At 55.6% G+C, this 23750-nt stretch carries 26 protein-coding genes and 1 pseudogene; 15 read left to right on the forward strand and 12 right to left on the reverse strand.

Features of this window, described 5'->3' with window-relative positions:
- Positions 1 to 338 (reverse strand): Uma2 family endonuclease (locus ABSG47_RS15805; protein ID WP_424170662.1); only part of this gene is annotated, 338 nt, incomplete at its 3' end.
- 73 nt (positions 339 to 411) lie between these two features.
- A complete protein-coding gene (locus ABSG47_RS15810) occupies positions 412 to 702 on the reverse strand; it encodes a hypothetical protein (protein WP_424170663.1) in 291 nt (96 codons plus the stop codon).
- 159 nt (positions 703 to 861) lie between these two features.
- Here ABSG47_RS15810 and ABSG47_RS15815 point away from each other — a divergent pair, with 159 nt between their 5' ends.
- Positions 862 to 1272, forward strand: a complete 411-nt coding sequence (locus ABSG47_RS15815) for a hypothetical protein (RefSeq protein ID WP_424170664.1) — start codon at positions 862 to 864, stop codon at positions 1270 to 1272.
- 14 nt (positions 1273 to 1286) lie between these two features.
- Here the strand turns inward: ABSG47_RS15815 and ABSG47_RS15820 are convergent, their stop codons facing one another.
- The 3 genes from ABSG47_RS15820 to ABSG47_RS15830 form a co-directional block, all read right to left on the reverse strand.
- The gene (locus ABSG47_RS15820; protein WP_424170665.1) at positions 1287 to 1430 is read right to left on the reverse strand and encodes a hypothetical protein; all 144 of its coding nucleotides are present in this window, start codon (positions 1428 to 1430) and stop codon (positions 1287 to 1289) included.
- Between the two features lie 103 nt (positions 1431 to 1533).
- Positions 1534 to 2178, reverse strand: a complete 645-nt coding sequence (locus tag ABSG47_RS15825) for a TMEM175 family protein (protein WP_424170666.1) — start codon at positions 2176 to 2178, stop codon at positions 1534 to 1536.
- Positions 2179 to 2201: 23 nt separating this feature from the next.
- Positions 2202 to 2390, reverse strand: a complete 189-nt coding sequence (locus ABSG47_RS15830) for a hypothetical protein (protein WP_424170667.1) — start codon at positions 2388 to 2390, stop codon at positions 2202 to 2204.
- A gap of 98 nt (positions 2391 to 2488) precedes the next feature.
- On the opposite strand from ABSG47_RS15830, the gene gcvT reads away from it, so the two are divergent.
- Together gcvT and ABSG47_RS15840 are read left to right on the forward strand one after the other, a co-directional pair.
- Positions 2489 to 3643 carry a glycine cleavage system aminomethyltransferase GcvT gene (gene gcvT / locus ABSG47_RS15835; protein ID WP_424170668.1) on the forward strand — a complete coding sequence of 385 codons (1155 nt, stop codon included), beginning with the start codon at positions 2489 to 2491 and terminating at the stop codon, positions 3641 to 3643.
- A gap of 32 nt (positions 3644 to 3675) precedes the next feature.
- Positions 3676 to 4296, forward strand: a complete 621-nt coding sequence (locus ABSG47_RS15840; RefSeq protein WP_424170669.1) for a trimeric intracellular cation channel family protein — start codon at positions 3676 to 3678, stop codon at positions 4294 to 4296.
- Here ABSG47_RS15840 and ABSG47_RS15845 read toward each other — a convergent pair.
- Positions 4293 to 4832 (reverse strand): DinB family protein, encoded by a 540-nt coding sequence (locus tag ABSG47_RS15845; protein ID WP_424170670.1) that lies wholly within the window; start codon positions 4830 to 4832, stop codon positions 4293 to 4295. The genes ABSG47_RS15840 and ABSG47_RS15845 overlap by 4 nt on opposite strands.
- 209 nt (positions 4833 to 5041) lie before the next feature.
- Between ABSG47_RS15845 and ABSG47_RS15850 the strand changes: the two genes are divergently transcribed.
- The 7 genes and pseudogenes from ABSG47_RS15850 to ABSG47_RS15880 all read left to right on the forward strand — a co-directional run.
- Entirely contained in the window at positions 5042 to 5326 is a 285-nt protein-coding gene (locus tag ABSG47_RS15850; RefSeq protein ID WP_424170671.1) for a hypothetical protein, read from the forward strand.
- A 138-nt stretch (positions 5327 to 5464) separates the two neighbouring features.
- Complete coding sequence (locus tag ABSG47_RS15855; protein ID WP_424170672.1) at positions 5465 to 6634, forward strand: IS4 family transposase; 1170 nt, start codon at positions 5465 to 5467, stop codon at positions 6632 to 6634.
- A 362-nt stretch (positions 6635 to 6996) separates the two neighbouring features.
- Positions 6997 to 7230: a type II toxin-antitoxin system VapB family antitoxin gene (locus ABSG47_RS15860; protein ID WP_424170673.1), complete on the forward strand. Its 234-nt coding sequence runs from the start codon at positions 6997 to 6999 to the stop codon at positions 7228 to 7230.
- Positions 7227 to 7634 (forward strand): type II toxin-antitoxin system VapC family toxin, encoded by a 408-nt coding sequence (locus ABSG47_RS15865; RefSeq protein WP_424170674.1) that lies wholly within the window; start codon positions 7227 to 7229, stop codon positions 7632 to 7634. Before ABSG47_RS15860 ends, ABSG47_RS15865 begins: the two co-directional genes overlap by 4 nt.
- An 831-nt stretch (positions 7635 to 8465) precedes the next feature.
- On the forward strand, positions 8466 to 8798 hold the full coding sequence (locus ABSG47_RS15870; RefSeq protein WP_424170685.1) for an acyloxyacyl hydrolase: 333 nt from the start codon (positions 8466 to 8468) through the stop codon (positions 8796 to 8798).
- 59 nt (positions 8799 to 8857) lie between these two features.
- Complete coding sequence (locus tag ABSG47_RS15875; protein WP_424170675.1) at positions 8858 to 9730, forward strand: hypothetical protein; 873 nt, start codon at positions 8858 to 8860, stop codon at positions 9728 to 9730.
- A 493-nt stretch (positions 9731 to 10223) separates the two neighbouring features.
- Positions 10224 to 10823 (forward strand): annotated as a pseudogene (locus tag ABSG47_RS15880) (IS1595 family transposase); the annotation flags it as partial.
- A 98-nt stretch (positions 10824 to 10921) separates the two neighbouring features.
- On the opposite strand, the gene ABSG47_RS15885 reads toward ABSG47_RS15880, so the two are convergent.
- The 5 genes from ABSG47_RS15885 to ABSG47_RS15905 all read right to left on the reverse strand — a co-directional run bounded on the left by ABSG47_RS15885 (position 10922) and on the right by ABSG47_RS15905 (position 16093).
- Positions 10922 to 11239, reverse strand: coding sequence for a helix-turn-helix domain-containing protein (locus tag ABSG47_RS15885; RefSeq protein WP_424170676.1), 318 nt, complete (start codon positions 11237 to 11239; stop codon positions 10922 to 10924).
- Positions 11240 to 11248: 9 nt separating this feature from the next.
- A complete protein-coding gene (locus ABSG47_RS15890) occupies positions 11249 to 11635 on the reverse strand; it encodes a type II toxin-antitoxin system RelE/ParE family toxin (protein WP_424170677.1) in 387 nt (128 codons plus the stop codon).
- 310 nt (positions 11636 to 11945) lie between these two features.
- Positions 11946 to 12929 carry a hypothetical protein gene (locus ABSG47_RS15895; protein WP_424170678.1) on the reverse strand — a complete coding sequence of 328 codons (984 nt, stop codon included), beginning with the start codon at positions 12927 to 12929 and terminating at the stop codon, positions 11946 to 11948.
- 79 nt (positions 12930 to 13008) lie between these two features.
- Positions 13009 to 15096, reverse strand: coding sequence for a radical SAM protein (locus ABSG47_RS15900; protein WP_424170679.1), 2088 nt, complete (start codon positions 15094 to 15096; stop codon positions 13009 to 13011).
- Between the two features lie 343 nt (positions 15097 to 15439).
- On the reverse strand, positions 15440 to 16093 hold the full coding sequence (locus ABSG47_RS15905) for a hypothetical protein (RefSeq protein ID WP_424170680.1): 654 nt from the start codon (positions 16091 to 16093) through the stop codon (positions 15440 to 15442).
- A gap of 162 nt (positions 16094 to 16255) precedes the next feature.
- On the opposite strand from ABSG47_RS15905, the gene ABSG47_RS15910 reads away from it, so the two are divergent.
- From ABSG47_RS15910 to ABSG47_RS15930, 5 genes are all read left to right on the forward strand, one after another.
- Positions 16256 to 16585: a PadR family transcriptional regulator gene (locus tag ABSG47_RS15910; protein ID WP_424170686.1), complete on the forward strand. Its 330-nt coding sequence runs from the start codon at positions 16256 to 16258 to the stop codon at positions 16583 to 16585.
- An 11-nt stretch (positions 16586 to 16596) separates the two neighbouring features.
- Positions 16597 to 19260 carry an ABC transporter permease gene (locus tag ABSG47_RS15915; RefSeq protein ID WP_424170681.1) on the forward strand — a complete coding sequence of 888 codons (2664 nt, stop codon included), beginning with the start codon at positions 16597 to 16599 and terminating at the stop codon, positions 19258 to 19260.
- Between the two features lie 555 nt (positions 19261 to 19815).
- Entirely contained in the window at positions 19816 to 21690 is a 1875-nt protein-coding gene (locus ABSG47_RS15920; protein ID WP_424170682.1) for a lipo-invert putative C-terminal anchoring domain-containing protein, read from the forward strand.
- 254 nt (positions 21691 to 21944) lie between these two features.
- Complete coding sequence (locus ABSG47_RS15925) at positions 21945 to 22163, forward strand: hypothetical protein (protein ID WP_424170683.1); 219 nt, start codon at positions 21945 to 21947, stop codon at positions 22161 to 22163.
- Positions 22160 to 23032 (forward strand): septal ring lytic transglycosylase RlpA family protein, encoded by an 873-nt coding sequence (locus ABSG47_RS15930; protein WP_424170684.1) that lies wholly within the window; start codon positions 22160 to 22162, stop codon positions 23030 to 23032. The genes ABSG47_RS15925 and ABSG47_RS15930 overlap by 4 nt, the downstream gene beginning before the upstream one ends.
- A gap of 285 nt (positions 23033 to 23317) precedes the next feature.
- Here the strand turns inward: ABSG47_RS15930 and ABSG47_RS15935 are convergent, their stop codons facing one another.
- On the reverse strand, positions 23318 to 23623 hold the full coding sequence (locus ABSG47_RS15935; protein ID WP_424170687.1) for a TIGR02391 family protein: 306 nt from the start codon (positions 23621 to 23623) through the stop codon (positions 23318 to 23320).
- Positions 23624 to 23750: the final 127 nt, after the last annotated feature.

Genomic DNA, 23750 nt, shown 5'->3' on the forward strand with positions numbered 1-23750 from the left:
TCCGGCGAGAGAATCTCAATGGCAATCAGTGGCGCTTGCGTCACATAACGGACGATCTTGTCTCCGGCGCGCATTACCAGTACATCGGGAACGCGAAAGCGGCGCGCCTGAGTCTGAGTCCGCAGCTCAGGAAAGACTTCAACACCCCATTCGGCGCGCCTAAGCATGAAAAGAAATGTGAAAAATCGCTGAAGCAGGGAGTGCTCGATCTCGCCCAAGTTCCGTTCCTCGATGCGCCCATCCACAAATTCGCGGTCTGGATGCCAGGAGGCGCGCAGGTAATCCTGCACCGTCCAAAGCCTTTCCGTTTCGTCGAACAGTTTGGGCAGAGTCGCCATGCTTCGATTATGCTCCCACTCGAAACCCGATTGCCAGTAGCGATTTAAGCGAAGGGAATCAGCCGCGCGACCCTCAGCCGCCAATCTCCTCGTTCTGGTCTTCACCCTCAACGGAGATGCGCAGCCGCTTCAGCCAATCGCGGTCATTCTTGCTGAACGCGGTGCCCTCTTCCGTCTCGTCGGTCTCTTCGGAGTCGCCCTCGGTCGCCTCGTTGAGGCCGATGGTGGCCTCAAGCATCAGCAACACATCAAAGCCGTGCTTGCGGATATCTTGCACAACGCCGGCGATCTGTTCGCTCTCAATGACCGACTCGTGAATTGCTTCCCCTAGTTGCTGAATCAGTTCGCGCAGGCGGGATGTCAAGGTTACCTCCAAAACGGCGGCCGGTTTCATAGTGCAGTTCGGCTTGGATTTCTATACCTTACCGCCAGCACGGCCTGAGAGCAACAGCAGGCGGCGAGGAATTCCGCAAATCCAGCCGGCCGCGCGGCGCCAGCACCATACTGATACCATTTTAAAGGAATGAGACCGCAAATCATCGGCCGGGTTCTCGGCGCGAGCGTGCGCGTAGCCGGGCGCATGGCAAATGAACGCCTCTCCGGCCAGCGCCATGGCCAGCCGTTCCAGCCGCAGCCAGCCGCAGCGTCGGTAACTCCCGATTCACCAAGCGTATCCGGGCGCAGACCGGGCGGCCTCAGGCGCGGGGCGGCAGGCTTTTTCAGGCCATTCACCCGCGTAGGTGGAATCGTCTTTCTCGAAGTAACCGGCGCGTTCTTTCTGCTCTTTGTGCTGCTCTTTGGCCAGATGGCCTGGCGCATGCGCGGCAGCTACGCTGCCGGACCTGATCATGCGAAATTTCTGGCCGCAATCGCGCTCTCGCTCGTCTTTGTCTACCTGAGTGCCAGTTCCTTCTGGCGCGCGCGGAAGCGATAGGCTGTTCGACCGGGCTAGGCTGAATTCCGCCCGGAGCGGCTTAGCGCCCACACAACCACTCCAATTCCAATCGCGACAAGAAGCAGAAGGGCAAAACCGCCGCCGCCGCCGCCGTGAAATCCAAAGCGGAGCATAGCAAGAGAGTTGGGCGTGATCATGGTATTTCTCCTCAATAGATGAAGCATGAGCGGCTATGCGCATCGATAGGGCGCGCAAGCACCGCATCAGTAGGAACACAAATTTTCAGCAGCAGTTGCTATGTTAAAAAGGAGCCTCGCCTGTTTCCTTTTTCCGCCCCAGCCTCGGCGCCACCGCATAATTCAGCTGCACCAGCACAATCACCGCAATGCTTAGCCATACGCGGACAAAGCACAGCGCCGCGCCTACCGCGTAGAGCGATTGCGCGATCAGAATGCGCCGGCATACACTCAGCTGCACTTCCCGCGGAACGTCGGCCTTGATCAGGCCCTTGCGCGCGGCATACATCCAGCTCCAGTACAGCATTGCGCCCAGCGCCAGAATATTCAGCCAGTAGATGCCCAGCGCCAGCCGGTACGTAATGAACTCCGCCAGCAGCCGCGTTGAAAACGGCACCAGCGTAGTGACGAACAGAAATCCCAGATGAATCCACGTCAGGTCACGGCTGCCTTGGCTGATGTTGTTCAGTTGCGTCTGCTGCCCGGCCCAGAAGATGCCCAGCGTCAGAAAGCTCATGCCGTAGGTAATCCACTGCGGGGCCATAGCAGCCAGCGCTGTCAGCAGTTCATGCTCTGAGCGCACCTGCGCTGCCGCCGGCACATGCAGGTCCAGCACCAGCAGAGTCATGGCCACGGCAAAGATGCCGTCGCTCAGCGCCGCCAGCCGCTCCAGATTCCGTCCCTGAATCCGGTTATAGAGAAGTGGCATCGTCCCGGCTCACTCTGCAATCGCTAAACCAGCGGCTTGGGTGGTTTTTTTAGCAGCCGCCATACACCCATTGCGATCGCAATCGCGCCGACGGCATAAAACGCCCAGACGGGAAAATGGACCGCGGGGCTCGGATGAGTCTGGATCTGCCAGCCCTTGAAAATCACAAATGCTCCGAGAGCCAGCATGATAATGCCGCGAAAGAGATTCATTCCTGCTTCTCCTGATTCATATTTCTATCTATCCTACCCCGCGAACCGCATTGACCGGGCAGCATCTCGCTCCCTATCGTTGAGAAAGAGGATATTGCATGATCACCCCCGCCACTTCCGCCCCGCCCGCACTCAAGAAAACCGCACTCAACGCCACCCATCGCGCCCTCAAGGCAAAGATGGTGGACTTCGGCGGCTGGGACATGCCGGTCGAGTATCCCGGCAATGGCGGTGGCCTCATCGCCGAGCACATGGCCGTCCGCGCCGGCGTGGGCCTCTTTGACGTCAGCCACATGGGCGAGATTCAGTTCCGCGGCCCCGGCGCGCTGGCCGCCGTGCAGCACATCACCATGAACGATGCGTCGAAACTCAAAGACGGCCAGGCGCACTACTCCGCGCTGCTCACGTCCTCCGGCGCATTCGTGGATGACATTCTCGTCCATCGCCTTGGCGAAAACGACTATCTTCTCGTCGTCAACGCAGGCACGACGGAAAAAGATTACGCCTGGATTCGCAAGCACGCTGGCGGGTTCCCCAGCGTCCACATCAGCGACTACTCGCCGCACTACTCGCAGATCGCCGTGCAAGGCCCGCGTGCGCTTGAAACACTCAAGAAGCTCACCAAGGTCGATCTTGCCGCCATCAAAAACTACTGGTTCACCTGGGGCACCGTTGCCGGCATTCCGAATGTGCTCATCGCCCGCACCGGCTACTCCGGTGAAGACGGCTTTGAAGTCTACATCCCCTCAGACGAAACAACCACGGTAAAAATGTGGGATGCGCTGATGGAAGCCGGCTCCGAATTCGCCATCCGCGCCTGCGGACTGGGCGCGCGCAACACGCTGCGGCTTGAGGCCGGCATGAGCCTCTACGGCCACGAGATCAGCGAAGAGATCAACGCCCTTGAAGGCGGCCTCGATCGATGGCTGAAGCTCGACAAGGGCGATTTCATCGGCCGCCAAGCGCTTCTCGCTGTGCAATCCTCCGGCGGGCCAAAGCGCAAAGTCATCGGCCTTGAAATGATTGACCGCGGCATCGCCCGCGACGGGTATCCCGTGCTCGATCTCGAAGGCATAGAGATCGGCGTCGTCACCTCCGGCTCACCCGCACCCTTCCTCAAAACCAACATCGCTCTCGCGCTGGTGCCCGCGGAAGTTGCCGCAAGCGGCAGCGATCTCTTCGTCCAGGTGCGCGCCAACCAGGTTCGCGCAAAGCAGGTCCCCACTCCGTTTTATAAGCGACCCAAGAAGTAGATCGTTGTATCTTCAATAGCATGCGGAAAACCATGCAGCTCTCGCCGACACGAATGCTGTATCTCGTCGACCTGGCCGGCACGCTGCTCTTTGCCATCGAAGGCGCAACCACTGCCGTTGCGAACCACCTCGATCTGCTAGGCATACTGATTCTCGGCTTCGCCACTGCCGTCGGCGGCGGAATCATTCGCGATGTTCTTCTGGGCGCTACCCCACCCAGCGCCTTGCGTAACTGGCACTACCCGGCAGTGGCCTTCACTGGCGCAAGCCTCGCTTTCTTATTTCACACGTATGTCCAGGAGATTCCGTCTCAGATCGTCATGATGCTCGATGCGGGCGGACTTGCGCTCTTCGCCGTATCCGGAACAGAAGAAGCGCTGCTGCGCAAGATGTCTCCATTGGTGGCAATCATGCTCGGGGGCATTACCGGCGTAGGCGGAGGCACCATCCGCGACCTGCTCCTCGCGCGCACACCCCGCGTTCTCCAGGCAGACATCTACGCAACCGCCGCACTTGCCGGATCGGCAACCATGATCCTCTGCCGCAGGCTTGGCATAAAAGACACATACTCGGCGCTCATAGGCGGAGCCGTCTGCTTCCTGCTGCGCGTCGTCAGCGTTTGGTGCCATTGGCAGCTTCCGGCCCACCTCTAGCCGCTGTGCCCATCGCACTTCAACACGCCAAGATACGCGGCAAACGGCCCACACGCCTCGCGATACTGCGCTGCAAGAATGCGCGAAATCTGATGCAAGTGCGTCATGTCGTGAACCGTCCACCCGGCCAGCAGCTCAGCAAGCGTAAGCGCACCCAGCGCCGGATGTTTTCCCTTCAGCGCAAGCTCGTTCGGCCCGATGTGCATTGCGCGCATCTCTTGCAGGTTCGCTGCACGCAGCCGCGCAAACTCATCCAGGAGTTCAGGCAACGGTATGTCGGAATTTGTCTTGAGATGCGCTGCACGGTCCAGCGGATCGAAGGCTTTGCTCTCGCCAAACTCCAGAATGAGCTTCACCCTCGCCAGCCAGTCCACGCGCTCGCAGTGAATCAGATGCGCAATTACTTGCTTAGCGTTCCATGTGCTGTCGCCTTCGTCGCTCTCGGTCCACGCCGCGGGTAGATCCCGCAGGAGCGTATTCAGCACCGCTGGCGTACGTGCCAGCAATGCCATTGTTTGATCAAGATTGTGTTCCATAATTACCTCAAATCTCTCGCGAAACTACTTCAAAGTTCCTTCAAGAGAAGCCATGCTTATTATGGTAGTGGGTAGAGATAATATCGCGATGGGCAATGAGATAAGCAAATACCGATATTGGGGGCTTGCGGCAATTGCTTTCGCGGCATGTGCATTCATTTGCTCGAATGCACATGCCCAGCAGAATGAATGTCCAAGGCGGGATATAGATGGATATAGACAATGTTGAGCTTGAAGCATCCACACTTAGAACCTGGGATGCTCTTTATCGGTCGTTTCGCCGGTATGTTAACTATCAGCGTTGCTATCGAAAGCTCGACTGCCAACCATATTTCAATGCATCAGCGGATGAAGGCTACCGCAAATCGATTGATCGAATTCTCACAGACCACTGGGGCACACTGCCTCGCCTTGCAGTGCTAATCAAGCAAGATCGAAAATTCGGTGACTTTGTGCAACTGGATGCTTATAAAAATCCAGTAGTGTCCGGCTAAAATCGGTCTGTCCGATGCATCCGATAGATAATTAAAGAGATACGAGGTAACTCGTATTTTTCGATTTGAATTGGCAGCGGCAACGCCGAGGGCTAGGGCCGATTGGGAGCCGTCGGCGCGGATTTCCGACAATGAGGGATGAATGCCGGACAGACAGTCTTCTCCCAGGTCATGGATCACCTGCCTTCCTACGAATTCCAGAAGTGCGTGGAGCGTTATCGCGGAGATGCGCACCATCGGGGCTTCTCTTGCCGCGACCAGTATTTGGCGATGGCCTTTGCTCAGCTGACCTACCGCGAGAGTCTCCGTGACATCGAAGCCTGCCTGGGTTCTATGCGCGGCAAGTTGTACCACATGGGGTTTCGGGGACGAGTGACGCGCTCTACGCTGGGCGATGCCAACGAGGCGCACGATTGGCGCATCTTTGCCGACTTCGCCCAGGTGCTGATTGCCACGGCACGACCGCTGTATGCCGAGGATCCTCTCGGCGTGGAACTCGTTCAGGCGCTATATGCGCTGGATTCGACAACGATCGATCTTTGTCTGTCGGTATTTCCGTGGGCCAGGTTCCGCAAGCACAAAGGCGCGGTGAAGATGCACACCATGCTCGACCTGCGCGGCAACATCCCCACCTTCATTCGCATTACCGACGGCAAGATACACGACGTCAACATCCTCGACGAGCTATCGATAGAGGCTGGAGCATTCTATGTGATGGATCGCGGCTACATCGATTTCCAGCGGCTTCACGCGTTCACGCTCTCACTGGCCTTCTTCGTGGTGCGCACCAAGGAGAACATACTTCTACAGCGCCGTTACTCGCATCCGGTGGACAAGAGCACCGGCGTCCGCTCCGACCAGACCGTCGTTCTAACAACCGCCGGATCGGCCTCGGCATATCCGGATACGCTGCGCCGCGTAAGCTACTTCGATGCCGCCACTGGCAAGCGATTGGTGTTTCTGACCAACAACTTCACACTGCCCGCACTGACCATCGCGCAAATCTACAAGCAGCGCTGGCAGGTCGAGCTCTTCTTTCGCTGGATCAAGATGCACTTGCGCATCAAGGCGTTCTACGGAACCACTGAAAACGCGGTGAAAACCCAAATCTGGATCGCCGTGAGCGTCTATGTCCTGGTCACCATCGTTCGCAAGCGGCTCGGCCTGGAGGCAAGCCTATACCAAATCCTACAGATTCTCAGCCTAACTCTGTTCGAGAAAACCCCCATTTTACAGGCACTCCGGACATCCGACTCCGATAACGACTTAGGCGATATTGACAACCAATTGATTTTGTTCGACTTGTAGCCGGACACCAGTGATCGACTTGTAGCCGGACACCAGTGATAAAAATCTTTATGCGATCCTCATTTTGAAACTGTGCAACTTTAACGGTGATAAAGAGAAAGGCCTGAACCGGATGGTTCGGGCCTTTCTTGTTGCTGATTATGAGTGTTTAATATTTGGGGGGTAATCTTATGCAAACTTTCTTTGAGTTTGTGCATGAAAGTAATGGGCTGAATGCCCGTGGCTAAAGCCACATTCTGGTCGCAGCTTTCTTTCAGGGGCCTGAAGGCTGCTCCCTCCGAAAACACGGTCAAGTATATCTGCCGGCCGGAATTGACTTTTGTATATATGGAGAGCAGGATTTATATATACAAATGGAGGGGATGATGCGCGGTGCGGCAGCGGCGGAATACAAGGCGACTTCGATCCGGCTGAATACGAAGTTGGCGGATGAAGCCATGAAATTGATGGGGGCTAAGTCGCGCACCGAAGTGATTCATGAGGCGCTTGAGGAAGCTGTCGAGTTGAGACGCTTCAAGAAGCTGATGAAAAAGTACGGCGGCAAGCTGCAGTTCGCGGGCGTGGATGAAGGAGATGGCGCGAGCGTGACTGGATGAGCGAGTTGGCGATTTTTGATACGTCTGTTTTGATCGACCAACTACGTTATGACCGCCATATTGTGGGAATTGAACGTCTGCACCAAGTAATTCGCTATTCCTCGGTTGTACTGGCAGAGCTTTGGCGAGGGGCGACGAATCCCGCCGAGCAGAAAATCCTTAGCGGGCTGGCGAAAAGAAACCAGGTTCTAACCCCGACAGAGAACAATTGGATCGAGTCGGGGCAGATTCTGGCGCTGATGCAGAAGGATCACGGCTTTGAGCCGAACAAGCTGCGCGATCTGCACTTCGATGTGCTGATTGCGCTGACGGCGCGGGCGCATGGGGCGCTGCTGGTGACTTCCAACGGCGCGGATTTTGAGCTGATCCGGGAGTATCGGGATTTTCCGCTGGAAGTTTGGTAGGAGTGGGATCGGGAAACGGGTGGTTGAGGTTCTTGCTATCCCCGGTCCCCAAATGCGAGGGACCGGGGCCACCCATCATTTGTGCTAGAGCGGCTGATTTAAGACCGGGGCCACCCGCCTTGCGTTTGCCGGACAAACAGCGTTCAACCCGCCTATCTATTCGGTAACGTCAGGGGTATCGTCTACAGCTACCGACTATGTCGCCTCCGCCAATGGAGACACCTTCACTGTCTCTCTGATTTCAACAGGTAAGGTTCTGTTGAGCGGATCGACTCCTTACCCAATTCGCGGCGTCAAGTTAACGAGTACGAAGCTGTACTTGACCATGCCCGAGAGCAATTCACTGGTTACTCTGCCAATAGAACTTCCGTAAAATCTCGGTACCGGGCGCGGGGTAGTACCTCGCGCCCAGAGGCCTTCTCCATGGTAAAAATCCGCTTGGTACCGGGCGTCGCCGTTTTCTTCCTTTTCGTTGCCTCTGTACCCGCCCAGGACACAGACCGGTACGATTTCAAATCGAGCTATGGAGCTACGGTGACGTATTCACCGAACTCCAGCCATATCCTCATAGGTCGTGCCGAAGGTCGAGAGATCACGACAGTCGGCTTCGAATATACTCACCGGCTTTGGGGAGGAAGACGATTCAGACTCGATTACAGCAGTGAAATCAGTCCATTTTATCGAGAGAGCGACCCGGCAATTTATGGAGTCACAGAGACGTATAACGGTTACAGAGTGACAGTAAATTATCCGAGTCCGTCTCGCACCATTCAGTCGCACGCAGACATTGTGGGGCAAGATTGCACAACGTTTTATCCTGCGTGCGTGCCGATGCATGCCATTCAGGGGCCTAACGAAATTACGTATGGTTTTGCTGTCACCCCCGTTGGACTACGCGCTGTTTTACGTCCGGCCCACCGAGTTCAGCCCACGTTTGCTCTCAACACGGGCTTCATAGTTTCCCAACGTGCTATCCCGATTGACGGAGCGGCGTCTTTTAACTTTCAAGTCTTATTCGGTCCAGGGGTGCAAATATTCACCTCGAAGCAATCCTCATTCAGAATGGAGTATTTGCTTCGGCACATCTCTAACGGCGGGAGTGCGAACCTAAACCCCGGTATCGACCAAGGAATATTTCGGATCTCATTCACTTATCATCGATAAATGAAGTCGCCAAACCATTATTACAAGAGTTATTCTACGTCGATTGGAGAAATTATTCCATGCGGGAATCCAGGCTAATCGGCTCCGTCGATGCAAATACGCTCGCAGCATTCTATCTATTCATCATGCTCACTATCGTCGACGCTTCAGTTGCGCCTGCCCAATGTTCTCAGGCAACGCAACCTGAAAAGGCGCCTGCTGTTCAATCCACCTCCTCAGCGCAAAATGGCGCGCTGACCACTGTAAGTGGTCAATCTTCGTCGTCAGATGCGACAAGAGAAGTACGCTTCGTGACGGGACGCGCCATCACTGTGCTTGAGGACACTCCGTTGCAGGTCGTGAACGATCTGCCTATTAGTTCGCGCAACACCAAGACTGGCGCAAAACTCTCCTTCACCGTGACAAGTGATGTCGTTGTGGACGGCATCCTGGTGATTCCATGCGGTGCAACAGTATTGGGAACTGTGCTGGATGCAAAACAGGCCGGACGGCTCGTTGGCTCCTCCAAGCTAACGTTGGAACTAACCACACTAAACCTCGCGGGCAAGAGCTATCCACTCTACACACCCCCGTTCAAAGTTGTCGGACAGAGCAAGACCAGCCCGACATTGAAGAAGATGACGACGGGCGCTGCGGTGGGAACAATAGCAACAGACATTGACTCCCGTATCGTTGCATCGAATGTTCATGTTTCGGCGACGGAACATGCCCGCGCAGACGGCCTTGGTGCAACCGTGGGCGCAGGGGTCGGTACGGTCATCGCCGCTGCTTCGCCGCCTTCGATCGCGCTGATCCCTGCCGAGTCCCAAATTGAGTTCACCCTGGCCTCACCGGTTGCAGTGTTTCCCGTTGATCAGCACACCGCGATGCAACTTGCGCAGGGCATGCACCAAGGCGGTCCAGTCCTCTACCTCCGGGGTGAAAGCCAATGAGACAATTTGTGCTGAAGGCTATTGGTTGACCCCGCAAGAACCAGACTGTCCTAAGGTTGACGTCATGCGAAAACAAAGCTGAAAGGTTGAGAAGCTGGCAGATGACGACGTGCGCCTTGGCGTAGTCCATTCGGTTTCACCATTACTGGTTCCTCGATCGTTCTCAACTCAAATGACGGCACAAAGCCTCTCAAAGCCGAGAGCGAATTTCTGTCTTGCGCTGTTTTTCATTATGCAATTTGTGTCGGGTATCGTTCGGCCTTATATTGTGCCGGTTTTAGCGCGGAGAGGGCGATGCGCACTGCTTCGGGAAGAGCACGATCGATCATCAGCTGTTGCAGGTTACAACGGGGACATCAGTACTATTTGTGCGTGGAGGAGGAGGAAACTACTTCAGGGTTGTCAGCACAACACCCCGGCAAACTTACAGCAAGATTTTTTTCGATATCGTCGCGAATTGGAGTTGTATATACACCGAACCAAGTGTGGATTGGCATGGACGTGGCTGCATAAGTTCCGCCGGGCGATGGTTCGCCCTGGCCGGGAACTCTTGAGCGGAAGAGTGGAGGTGGATGAGTGCTTCATTGGCGCACCAGAGGAGGAGATGCGTGGCCGGGGAACTGCCGATAAAACCCTTGTGGTTGTAGCCGTCGAGAAAAATGGCAAAGGAATCGGACGGATCCGCTTTAAGCAGATACCAAACGCATCGAGTTCCACACTCAATCGCTTCCTTCAGGAGTCAGTTGCACATGGAAGCGTGGTCCACACGGATGGGTGGAAGGGATACCGGAAAGTGGACTCAATCGGATATGAGCATGAGGTAACAGTTCTGAAGGGCAAGAGCGAGTCCGCTTCCGAACTACTGCCTCGTGTTCATTTGGTGATCTCACTGTTAAAGCGCTGGTTGATGGGAACCCATCAGGGAGCAGTAAGCCATAAGCACCTGGACTACTACCTGGATGAGTTCACGTTTCGGTTTAACCGCCGGAAGTCGATGAACCGCGGCAAGCTGTTTTATCGTTTGGCTCAGCAGGCTGTAGCTGTTGAGCCGGTCCCCTTAGACAAGATTCTGCATCCCGAAAGAAAGCATCCCCGGAAGTTGTCGCCCCGAAAGGCACCAGCAAGGGAAGCAAATGCCGATCTCCCGGCTATTCGAGCGACTGGCACATAGCTTCCCCTGCCCCGCATTCATCAGGCGATGGCTTCGATTCCGCGAATGGACGCCAACGTGAGCAGCTTTGCCGCAGGTCCGCTCGGAATTTTCTCGCCGCGCTCCCATTTGCTGACAACACCAACCGTGACGTTCAAATGGGCGGCAAAAACAGCCTGGCTCACGTCCGCTTTGGAGCGGATGCGCCGGATAGCGGCCGGAGTCAGCTTCTTGACCGGAGTAAGACAACTACGGTCAAAAGTTTGCATCGTCTTTTTATCGATGAGCCCGAGACGGTAAAGATCGCTGGCGTTCTCGTGTGCTTCAGCGAGGGCTCTGCTTGGGTAGGTCTTTGCCATGTTGTCCTCCTATCGGGGTTGGCGGAATTCCAGTAAGGTTCCGTCGTTTACAGCTATGTGCATTTCGCCGTCAGTCAACTCCAGGTAACGCTTTGCGAGAAGCCGGTAGACCTTGAGTTCTTTGGGAGTGATATTCTCCATATCCTTCTTTTCCCACCCGAACATCAAGATCGCGCGGTGCCCAACTTTCAGCGCAACCAGTGCCCGACCGCCACCGCGTGCGCCTTCCCCCGGCCTGGCGATTCGGAACTTGTAAACTCCTCCGCCGAGATCGGCGTCTGGAGGAGAAAGTACAGCTTCCCAAAGAGACGCATCCGAAACCTGCATCCGTCGAGCAAACCGGGCAAAGCCTTTAAGCGCGAAAACACGGAACTGCGATGGCGGCGTCTTTGGCATTGCTTTCAGTGTAGCACTAGGAACCATATCTGCAAAGCCTCCTGAATGTTGCTCTATGGCAGGAAACGCTAGGGTGGAGATTGCATTTGAACTCGAATCAAAGGAATCTCATCCCCGCCTGTAGTCCCGCGACGGGAAGACCATATACGTCGCAGGGCCACAAGCCGACGCACGAGGGAAACAACAAATACCGGCAACTCGAAATTGTCGCCGTCCATCGATCCTTCGTGATATTCGTGTTTCATCCCCTATGGGTAAACGAATTCTGCATCATGGAGTCCCGGCTTGAACGATCCCAAGCCTCACCCAGTTACTGAAACAGTTCTTTCGCGATAAGATAGCCGAGCCATTGAGCGAAAAAGATGCAGAAAAGGATTCCGAACCATATTTTCACAGGGTTGACGGCATCCCAATTTTTTACACCAATCTCGATCAGATAGAGCACAAACAGCGCGAGGCCAAGAACCGCAAGGCATTGCATCGTGATGAGCAAATAAGGATACAAACTGAAGCTAATTCTCGAATGGCGTTCTTTACAGGCTTGCTGGTCTTGATTGCCATTCTGACTGGTGTAATTAGCGGCTTGCAGTACACGGTAGCCAGGGGTCAGCTTGAGACCCAGCACCTTGAGCAAAGAGCCTGGCTCAAAGTCGATCTTGTTCAGCCAACGGCCGATGCTGACTCTGCGGTCGTTGTTAAACCAAGTCAGCCGTTGAGTGCTCATATCAGCGTTACCAACACCGGCCGTACTGCCGCCAGAGGCATTTATGTTGATGCTTGCGTGGAGATATTGAACAATTCCATCCCCGCACAGCGCGTTTGGATGAGCAGTTGCTACAGCCGACCTCATTACCGAGTAGAAACAGGGATGCTCTTTCCAAATGTCAGTATCAGTGACGCCCAAATGCAAAAAGTGAACAGGGATGAGCTCCCCGTTCCTCCCACCGCCGATCAGGGCGAGCAATTCACTGATAGGAATAGCTATGTTGTTGTCTTCGGCCGGGCTCACTACATTGACATTTTCGGAGATGGTCTCTGGACTCAATTCTGCTTCCCGGTTACTCGCGCCGGCTTCATTAGCGAGGCTGCCAGGCAATGCGTGAATTTTGCCGATGAAGGTCAAGGCGATTACGAGAGCGATTACGCTAAGGACAAGTGAAGTCCGGCGCACCCGACAGGTATTATTGAAATGATTAGACTTAGATGAAAACCACAAGAGGTTGTGGTTGTGTGAGTAAAGCAGATACCCACCTTCAGAAAATACCGAAACGATACAGATTTTGTCTTGTTCCATAAAAGCTTTACAACACCAAAGGCCGCTCCTTTCGGAGCGGCCTTTATGGTTTTGCGCGAAGCGCGGTTTGCCTGGACGGCTAGTCGCCGGCTACGGGTTCGGCGGGTTGGACTGGCTTGGCGGGGGCGATGGCGTCTAGTCTTACGAGGCCTTCGATGGGCTTTTCGCCGAGGACGTGCTCGCGGTAGAGCTTGGCCATCTTCTGGTTTTCAGAATCCTGCTTGAGCTTCTCGTCACGGGCGCGAATCTTTTCTTCGCGGGCGTTCTTGGCGATGCCGAGGTTGTCGAGGGTGTGGTTGGCTTCCGAGTTGACGTGCTCCATATTGAGCTTGAGTTCGTGGCCGACGTAAGTCATGCCGACCTTTTTGCCACCGGCGAAGATTTCATGACGGCCGTGCTCCTCATACCACTTGGTGAGGGTGGAGGTCATATGCATCTTCTCAATGATGTTGCGCCAGCCTACGCCGGTGTTGTATGCGCAGAAGGAGATTTCGCCTTCCTGCGTGGCGTAGGGGATGATGCATTGCTCAGTGCGGCGGAAGTCGTAGTTGAAGAGATCCTGGAACCACATGCCGGCGATGAAGAGGAAGTTCCAGCGATCGGAACGGCGCTTCTCGATGTCCTTCATGGTGCGGTCGCCCTTGACGGAGCCGTAATCGGTGCCGGTGGCGTTGAAGGTTTTGTCCATCTTCTTGAGCATGTCAGTGATCTTGAAATGCGTGGGCGACATGAAGGGATCGTAGTTGCGCATGAGCGCGAGGCCGAAGCCGATGACCGAGAGCCACTTGCCGCGGGCTGCGTCATTGACCTTGGCGAGGTCCTTGGCCACCTGATCCATGTGGAGGAAGGCCGTGACGGGCGCGGCTTCCTTGGTTTCCTTATCGATCATGAGCGCCATGCCGATGCCACAGTTGGGATGGCATCCGCAGGAGAGCTGGCCCCACTCGGCGGAGGGCCCGTGGATGAGATCGGCCCAGTCAGAGAACGTGCTCATAAAGGAGATGGGGAACCAGTCGCGCTCAGGCTCGCCGATGCCCATCTGATTCTTGATGTCGTGGGCCATGTGCGAGAGGGTGTAACGCTGGGCGATACGGCGCTCGTCGGTGATTTCCTCGTCGCGGCCGGTGAAGGAGACGGGCTGGAAGCTGAGGAAGGAGATCTTCTTGGGGTTGTCGAGGGCGAACTCAATGATGCGGCCCACCTGCTCATTGTTGATGCCGTTGATGATGGTGGTGACGGGCACGATATCGACGCCGGCTTCATGCAGGTTGTTGATGGCCTGCAGCTTGACGTCAAACATGTTGCCGACCTTGCGGTGCGAGTTGGCGGCGTTGCCGATGCCATCGAACTGGAGGTAGACGTAACGGAGACCGGCTTCCGCAGCGGCGCGGCAGAGTTCCTTGGACTTGGCGAACTCGATGCCGTTGGAGGCGGCCTGGACGGAGTTGTAACCGACCTTGCGGGCGTAGGCTACGGCGTCAAGGAAGTAGGGCGAGAGCGTGGGCTCGCCGCCGGAGAACTGGACCGACATTTGACGACGCGGCTTGATGGTGATGGCGTTGTCAAGCATGGTCTTGATTTCTTCCCACGTGAGCTCATGGACGAAGCCGACCTGATTGGCGTCCATGAAGCAGGGGTCGCACATCATGTTGCAGCGGTTGGTGAGGTCGATGGTGAGGACCGAGCCGCGGCCGTGGGTGACGGTGCTGGTGCCGTGGTTGTGGAGCTCCTTGTCATTGTGGGCGCGGATGTCACGGCCGGGGAAGGACTCTTCAAGATGCTTGAAGAAGGCCGGGTCCATGGACATGACGTCTTCGAAGTGGCCGTGCTTGGGGCAATCTTTAACCATGAGGATCTGGCCGTCGCGCTCGATGATCTGGGCCTTGATTTCGCCAACCTTCTCATTCAGAAGGATTTCATGCGGCAGCTTGCCGTCGATGATCTGCTGGCGGATCTCAGGGATGCACTTGGGACAGAGGGAATCCGTGGTGCGGGGCCAGCCGAGGGGCGGCTTTTCTTTCTGGTAGGACTTGAGGAGTGGCTTGTCGCTCCACTTGGGCGTGAACGAGGAGTTGGGGCTGATCCGGTTGAGCCGTTCAAAAACGACCCATGCTGCCTTGGCGGCGTACACTGCGCCTTTTTCCGCGTATTTAATCGCTTTTCCCATATGGTGCGATTCTCCTTTGAAATCAGTAGCCTGGGCTGTTTTAGCTCCTAGGCTGGGCTCCGGGTGGTTCTGGTCGTTCGCACGTCCGGAGTCTGAGATTGCAGGGTCTATCGTAACTGCCGGGGGTGGGCAACTCAAAGGGGTTGCAGCGAATGGGGAATTTGGGGAGTGAATGGGGACTGGGGAGTGTTCGGTGGGGAAGAATTGGAGGCTATTCGATTGTGGGGGTGGGAGTTGCGGTGTGGGTGCTTCGCTATCGTAGCGGGTTCTGAGAGCGTGCTGTGGTTTGTTGAGTGGGGATTTTGGCCGCGAGGCATGCAATCGCTACTGCTGTGCTTTTTTGTCAACGCGATTTAACCGGAACAAGATTCCACGTACAGACCGCCGGGAGATTGATGAGTTCGCTTTCAGGCAGCTTCCTTTCGATTTCCCGTTTGGGCAGCGAAAGGATGAAACCTTCAGTGAAGTTTGAATAGCAGAAGCCTGATGACCAGGCATTGATGGAAAGCAGCAGGTGATCCTTGTCTATCCACTTGATGGCCGTGGTATTTGCCGCAGGAGTCTTGCAGATGCGCCTGGCGTCCACGGCAAATGTTTTCTCTGCTAATGGAATCAGCTCTGTGTCCTCTACGATTTCGCTGTCCGATGTCACGCGGAAAAGCTGCGATTCTGCGCTGGAGGCATTCTCTTTCCATGTTGTAGCGAATGCTCCGCTGGATGAGACTGCCAGCCAACCCTGTGCGGCTTCAAAATCCTTATGCTTCTGGACCAGAACGTGGTTTCCTTTTGAAAAATTGAGTACAGCATCGGCGCTCTTGGAATCCGGGCGCTCAATCCGGATTGTCACTCCGTCACGCTCGACCTGTATAGGCTGGCCGGGATCATCATTCATGGCGTAAAACCAGGCTCCGTCTTGTGCACACCGGTCAATGCTGCGCTGCGATAGTGGTGCATGGGTTGTGGTGAAGAGAAGCCAGATGGCGAAGGGCAGCCTCATGGGAAACAGACTAACATCGGCATGAAATGACGGCTGCCTATTTTGAAGTTTTCTACTTTTGTGTCTCCCTATTGCGAGTTCTAAAAAATTCTTCTTCCCCTTGTGCTTCGACACCAGCTGAGGTTATATTCATGTCGAAGCAGCAGGGTAAAGGATTGAATGATGGAAGAACGGATGGAACTCCCGCAAGGTACGTTGGACTTACTCATTCTGAAGGCGCTGGCGTTGGAGTCGATGCATGGCTGGGCGATTTCGGAGCGGCTGCAGCAGATATCTCGCGAGGCGCTGCAGGTGCAACAGGGATCGCTGTATCCCGCGCTGCATCGCCTGGAGCGTAAGGGATGGATCGATGCGCAGTGGGCTATAAGCGAAAATAATCGCCGCGCAAAGTATTACAAGCTGACACCGCGAGGCCAGAAGCAACTGGAAGCGGAAGTTGCCGCGTGGCGCAAGCTGGCCGCGGTGGTGGGCCACGTACTTGACATGGCGTAAGGAGAATACTGATGCTGCGTGATTTGCTTTATCGCCTGCGTGCGCTGTTTCAACACAAGCAGATGGACTCCGAAGTAGACGAAGAACTGCGCAATCATCTTGAGCACGAAGCAGAGAAGTATCGCCGTGAAGGAGTGGCTCCGGGTGAGGCATTGCGCCGCGCTCGCATGGCGCTTGGTGGGAATGAGCAGGTGAAGCAGCGGGTGCGCGAATCGCGCGGGACCAAATTCGCTGAAGATTTGCTGCAAGATCTTCGCTATGCCATGCGCTCGTTTGTGAAGACGCCGGGCCTCACGGTGCTGATTGTGCTTTCGCTGGCAATCGGCATCGGCGCGAATACCGCCATCTTCAGCTTTACCAGCACGCTGCTCCTTCACCCGCTGCCCTATCCTGAGCCCGACCGGCTTGCCATCCTGTGGCTGCGCTCGCCGGGAATTGGTATTCCGCAGGATTGGCCCTCGCCGGGGCAATATCACGACATTGTGACGCAGAATCACGTGTTTGAGGACTCGGCTCTGGCCATCGGCCAAAGCTTTATACTCACCGATCGCGCGAAGGCAGTTAAGGTCGAAGGCATACAGGCGACATCGAGCCTGCTGCCGATGCTGGGTGCAAAGCCGATGCTGGGCCGTATTTTTTTGCCGGAAGAGGATCAGCCGGGAAAACCTCAGACTGTGGTGCTGACGTATGGACTATGGCAGCGGGAGTTTGCAGGCGATCCAAATATTGTGGGGCGTTCGATTACGCTCGACGGCCATTCGCACACGGTTGTCGGCGTTCTTTCCTCGGACTTTCGCCTGAATCACGAGGTTATTCCCACAGTCGGCGGCATCGACAAGCCTGAGTTCTTCATGCCGCCGCCGGATGAAGCCAAAGATCCGACGAATTATGGCTCCGAAAATTACAACATCCTGGCGCGGCTCAGGCCGGGCGTGACGATGCGGCAGGCGCAGTCCGATATCGACGTAATTGCGGCGCGTCTTCGCAGGGAGAAACATCGCGATCCTTCGTTCACCATCAGCGTGGTGTCGCTCATGGAGCAAGTGGTCGGCAACATTCGCGCTGCGATGCTGATCTTGTTTGGGGCTGTTGCACTGGTGCTGCTGATCGCGTGTACCAATGTCGCGAATCTCCTGTTGTCGCGTGCGACGGCGCGTCAGCGGGAAATTGCGATTCGAGCAGCCCTGGGTGCAGGACGCGCGCGTGTGGTGCGCCAGCTATTGACGGAGACAGTTTTGCTGAGTCTGCTGGGCGGTGCGGCTGGACTGGGCCTTTCAGCGCTGAGCATTTTGCTTGCTCGCAGAATGCATCCGGGCAACATTCCACGGCTTGAGGAGCTTGGCATGGATTGGCGCGTGCTTGGCTTTACCTTTGCCATCTCCATTGTCACTGGAATCATCTTTGGTCTGGCTCCGGCGGTGCGTGCTTCCCATGTTGATCTCACGGCAAGCTTGAAAAGCGGCAGCAAGGGATCGTTGAACGGAGGGTTGAGTCTCCGGCACGACAGGCTGCGCGGGGCGCTGGTGGTTGCAGAGTTTGCCATTTCGCTGCCGCTTCTGGTGGCAGCGGGGTTGCTGATACGTAGTTTTGTGCAGCTTTCGCAGGTGCCTCCCGGATTCAACCCGCAGCATGTGGTATCGATGAGCGTGAGCGCCTATGGGCCAACATTCAAGGATGGTGTTGCGCGGACCCAGTTCTACCAAGAGCTGGCTGAGCGCACTTTGCATCTACCCGGCGTTACAGCTACGGGCGCGGTTTCTGCGCTTCCGCTCACACCGTCTGTTGGATGGGGGAAATTGAGCATCGAGGGCTATGTGCCACCTGCCAATGAGCCGGAGCTGCAGGTTGATTTTCGAGTGGCTACATCACCCTATTTCAGCGCGATGGAGATTCCACTGATTCATGGGCGCATGTTTGCGGAGACTGACACCAAAAAAATGCCGCCAGTGGCCATCATCGACCAGAAGATGGCCGACCACTTCTGGCCCCATGGCGATGCGATCGGCAAGCACATTCGCCGCAGTGACGATGAACCATGGATCACGATTGTGGGCGTGGTGGGTGTTGTCAAAGAGTATGGGCTCGACACGGATACGCGTATGGTTGCCTATTTTCCGCACGCGCAGATAACCGCCGGAACGATGTATGTTGTTGCGCGCACCTCGGCTGATCCCAATTCGACGAGCGACGCGATTGCCCACCTGGTGAACTCGATCAATCCGAATGTGCCCGTCTCCGACGTTGCCACGATGGAGCATCGTGTGCAGGATTCCATGGCCCGCCAGCGCTTTGCCATGACGATGCTGGGCGGTTTTGCGGGCTTTGCGATGGTGCTGGCGGCGATTGGGGTCTATGGAGTCATGTCGTTTCTGGTCACGCAAGGCACAGCTGATATTGCCATCCGCATGGCGCTCGGCGCACGCCGTACGAGTATTCTTTCGCGGGTCTTTCAGCAGGGAATGAGATTGGCGTTAGTCGGCGTTGCCGCCGGACTCATTGGTGCGCTGGCGCTAACGCGCATCATGACCAGCCTGCTCTTTGGTGTAAAGCCTACGGACCCACTTACATTTCTCTCAGTGTTAATCGTTCTCCTTCTTGTAGCCTTGTCCGCCTGTCTGTTCCCCGCAGCACGAGCCATGCGCATCAACCCAATGAATGCTCTGCGAATGGAGTAAAAGAACAGGACAGGAGCGAATGTGCTGTCGGTAAACTAGCCGGCTCTAAAGTAGCTTTAAGCAGACACCGATTGTTATTCAGCCCATTGCTGTCGGTTACATCCTCACCTCGACCGCCGGAGAGTTATGTTTGGGATGCCACGTGTGATTATCCATGAGGCCGCCAAGTTAAACAATTCAAAGCTGTTGCAGTGAATGGGAAATTTGGGGAGTGAATGGGGATTGGGGGCAGCGAATGGTGCTCCAGTGAACACGGGCAGCACATGGTAACAAAGAACTTAGACGCGGACTCACCGGTTTTGATAATTCCTGTTGCCAACGATCCGATACCTTCCTTAGAATTTGCGCGCATACTCCCCACCTTAATTGGCTCGGTTGTTATTCTCCTGCCGATGCTAATGCTCGCACTGCCTTGGAAGGGATCAGTAACAGGCTATGGATTTAGTTCGCCGTTTTTGCAAGACATTGAGCCTCCATAGGCTCGCTGCCGCTTTGGTCTTCGTCGTGGCTCTTTCGCAGCCGGCTTTTTCTCAGAACGGTGGCGAATGGGGGTGGATGACAGGGATCAACACTCTTCCTGAAGGCGATACAACGATTGCTGTCTATGGAACGATGGGCGTCGCTGCTGCAGGCAATACTCCAGGAGGTCGAGGCGCCTCCTTTACATGGACGGATCAGTCAGGCAATTTCTGGTTGTACTCCGGCGTTGCTCTTACAACCAGTCCCAGAGATCTTTGGGAGTTTAATCCCTCTACCACGCTCTGGACATGGATGGCGGGCGACATTCAACTCCAAGCCGATTACGGCGTGCAGGGTGTTGCTGCAGCGACCAATACGCCCGGCGGCAGGTATTACGGCTCGACCTGGACGGGTGCTGACGGAAAACTGTGGCTCTTTGGTGGAGTTGGGTTCGCGGATTATTTAAATGATCTATGGTCTTTCGACCCGAACACAGTAATGTGGACGTGGGAAAAAGGCTCGAATACGGCTTCAGCCCGGGATCAAAATTCGCTCGACGGTTCGCTCGGAGTCTACGGCACACAGGGCATTGCCGCCGCAGGCAATACTCCCAGCGGACGCTCTCTGCCAATAAGCTGGCAGGACAGTAATGGGCGATTCTGGCTCTTCGGCGGTTATGGATTCGATGCAAACAGCATCACTGGCTGGCTCAACGATCTGTGGATGTTCGATCCGTCAAGCGGAGAGTGGACCTGGGAGGCGGGCAACAACACGCTGGTTGCATTGGATTCAAACGGTGACTACGGACGGAAAGGCGCTTACGGCACGCGAGGGCAGGGCTCCAAAAAAAACTTGCCGGGCAGCCGCTATGCAGCCCAGGCGTGGGTAGATTCCAAAGGGATTTTCTGGATATTTGCAGGACTTGGCGCGGATTCCAATGGAGTACTCGGCCCTCTAAATGACCTTTGGAGTTTTGATCCTTCCTCCCGCGAATGGACCTGGGTGGCAGGCAACGACACGACGAACAATATACCGGGAGAAGGCCCTGGCGGCACATATGGGACAAAAGGAACTTTGTCCGCAAGCAATTATCCCGGGGGCCGAGTGGGAGCGAGTACCTGGACAGATTGGTCAGGTGATCTCTGGCTGTTTGGCGGTAATGGATTCGACGCTAACAATTACCTAAACAATCTAAACGACCTATGGGTTTACTCTCCATCAACCGGTGAATGGGGATGGATGGATGGGAGTTCTACAGCAGCACTCTACGATAACGGACCACAACCCGGCGTCTTTGGCACAATGGGACAATTCGCTCCGGAGAATACTCCCGGGGGAAACGACAATGCCATGGCGTGGACGGACAGCTCTGGTAATTTATGGCTGTTTGGAGGATTAGCAACAGATTCTCAGCAAAAAGTAAATTTCATGAATGCGGGTTGGGAATACCGGTTTACTTCTTCGTTTGCGCTGAGTTCATCCGTGTCATCTCTCTCGATCAGTGCCGGCGAACAAGGTACATCGACGCTGACTGTGGCTCCGCTGAATGGCTTCAACTCTGCGGTGAGCTTTACATGCTCCGGTCTACCTTCTGGAGCGACTTGCGCTTTCAGTCCAACGACAGTTACACCTTTAGGGAAGAACAGCGTCACTACGCAGTTGACGATTGCGGTAAGTAGCTCGGCTTCGATGGCTAAGCCGCGTGCTCGGCCCTTTGTTCCTTATGCGGCGCTAGCGATATTGTTTGGCTCTCTCGGGATCGGATTGCGGAGGCGAAGGTTGAGCCGCTGGATGCTTTTCCTGATTGCCGCATTGCCGATGCTTGCCGTGATCTCGGCGTGCGGTGGCGGCAGCACTGCAGGCGGCGGTAGCGGTGGAACCAATCCTCCGCCGGAAACAGCGAATGTGACGGTGACAGCTACTGCGGGCGGACTGCAGCAATCTACGACCATTGCGCTGACGGTGAACTAACTGGCTCTAAAGTAGCTCCGAACCAGAACCTATTGGGCTGAAAGCAGAACCCCGAAGCGCGATATAAAGCGTTTCGGGGTTTTCTTTTACATATCTATTACCGCATCCGGTTGTCTTGAGCTGTATTGACTAGCGGGGTGCGGAAAAGCGATCTGCGATTGACCCAAGGTTTTACACAGCAGCAGACTAAAGCTGGGTAAGTGCGTCTCAACTTTTGGCATGTGCGTTGCCAGATACGCCTTGGGAGTTTGCTGATGAATGCAGGTTCGCAGGGGCTGAGTGTTGGCCAACGGATTGACGAGATGGTGGCGCGGATGGAATCCGAGCTGCGCGGTGCCGTGATGTATGTGAATGAGAACGTGGTTCCGCAGGTACGGCATGAGTCGATTGTGGCGGTGCGGACGATCTCAGATAAGCTGCGCGAGCTGGCCGACCGGATGGAAACCAAGGCAGCGAAAGGGCCGGAGGCATGATGGGAGAGCCCGAAACGCACTTATGGAGTGGCAGTCGGCGGGCGGCGACGATAGCAGCCGCTGCCGGGCTGATGCTGCTGGCTGCTGGATGTGCACATAAAACCCAGAACGTGCAGAGCCGGCAGACTGCTCCGCCGGTGAGCCAGTATCCGCCGGGAGATTCCGGACCTGTGGGTGTGGCGGCGAATAGTTCTGCGAATGTGCCACGAAGCGCGACTCCGCCACTGAACACGCAGCCACCGGCGAGGATTGCGCCGACGCCTGCGCCGACGGGTGGGATTGATGACGAAGACCGCGATTACATCAATACGCATCAGCCGGTTTACAGCGAGCAAGGATTGGCGACCTGGTACAGCGCTCCTTATAAAGGACGGAAGTCTGCGAATGGGCAGGTGTTTGACGATAATGCGCTGACGGCAGCGCACCGGACGTTGCCGATGGGTTCGCTGGTGATGGTGACGAACCTGAAGACGGGCCAATCAAGCGCGATGCGGATTACGGATCGCGGGCCGTTCGTAGAAGGCCGCGTGCTGGATATGACGAAGGCCTCGGCGATGGCGACGGGCGTGTATCGCGCGGGGCTAGCGCAGGTGCGGATTGATGTGTACCGTACGCCGAAGCCGATGGAGACGGGCGGCCGATGGTGCGTGCAGATTGGCGCGTTTCATAAGGAGCACGAGGCACGGAAGCTGCAGTCGAAGCTGGAGGATAAATATCCGGGCGCGAACGTGATTGAGTTTCCGGGAACGGATAGCTACTGGGTAAGGATTCGGCCGGCAGGCGACAATCGCCAGGTGGCGGAGCGGATTGCGCAGAAGCTCAGGTTGAAGGATGCGGATACGAGTGCGTATCTGACACGGCTGGATTGAGGCGATGGCGAAGCCATCGCCGGGGACTGAGGGACTCTGGGGACTTGGGGACTGGAGTTGCTCGACGCGTACATCGATGTGGACGATGCGGATGCGCTTTATGCCGAATATGCGGCTAAGGGGATTGGGTTCACGCGAGAGTTTGGCAACACGCCGTGGAACTGAACTGCCGGGAGTTTGTGGTGAAAGATTGCGACGGATGGCTGCTGGCGTTTGGGGCGAGCATTTAGTTAAATCGGAATTCCACTTCCCATGATGTGGGGCATCTGGGGTGCGTCTGCACTGTTATTTTTTAGCAGCAGTAGAATGTGCATAATTCAACATGCGCAGCAAATAACTTGCAACAAAAAGCAATTCTAACGCTTCTTCAGGCGTCAAATCTGGTAGTTGATATTTCTCGTGTGCATAAGCGTTACGAATCCATCCCAACGCTCCTATAAAAATATTTGTTAATCCCGTTTGATACGCTGCTTTCCTTGTTTTGTTTAATCTTGGATAAGGCAATTTCAATTTCTTTGCTCTGAATAATGGATGAATAAGATGCACTCCTTGCGCGCTCTTGATTGCTGCATTGCGCGAGCTATCTCGGATTTCATTAAGAGCTTATCCTTAAATAGTGTACTGAGTTGATTCCTGTGGAGGATGGTTTGTCGCATGCAGCATTTGTTTGAACGATGCTCAGATTCATGGCGCAAATCAAATCGAGGATCATATCCGA

This window comes from Occallatibacter sp., assembly GCF_049510455.1.
Lineage (GTDB): Bacteria > Acidobacteriota > Terriglobia > Terriglobales > Acidobacteriaceae > Telmatobacter.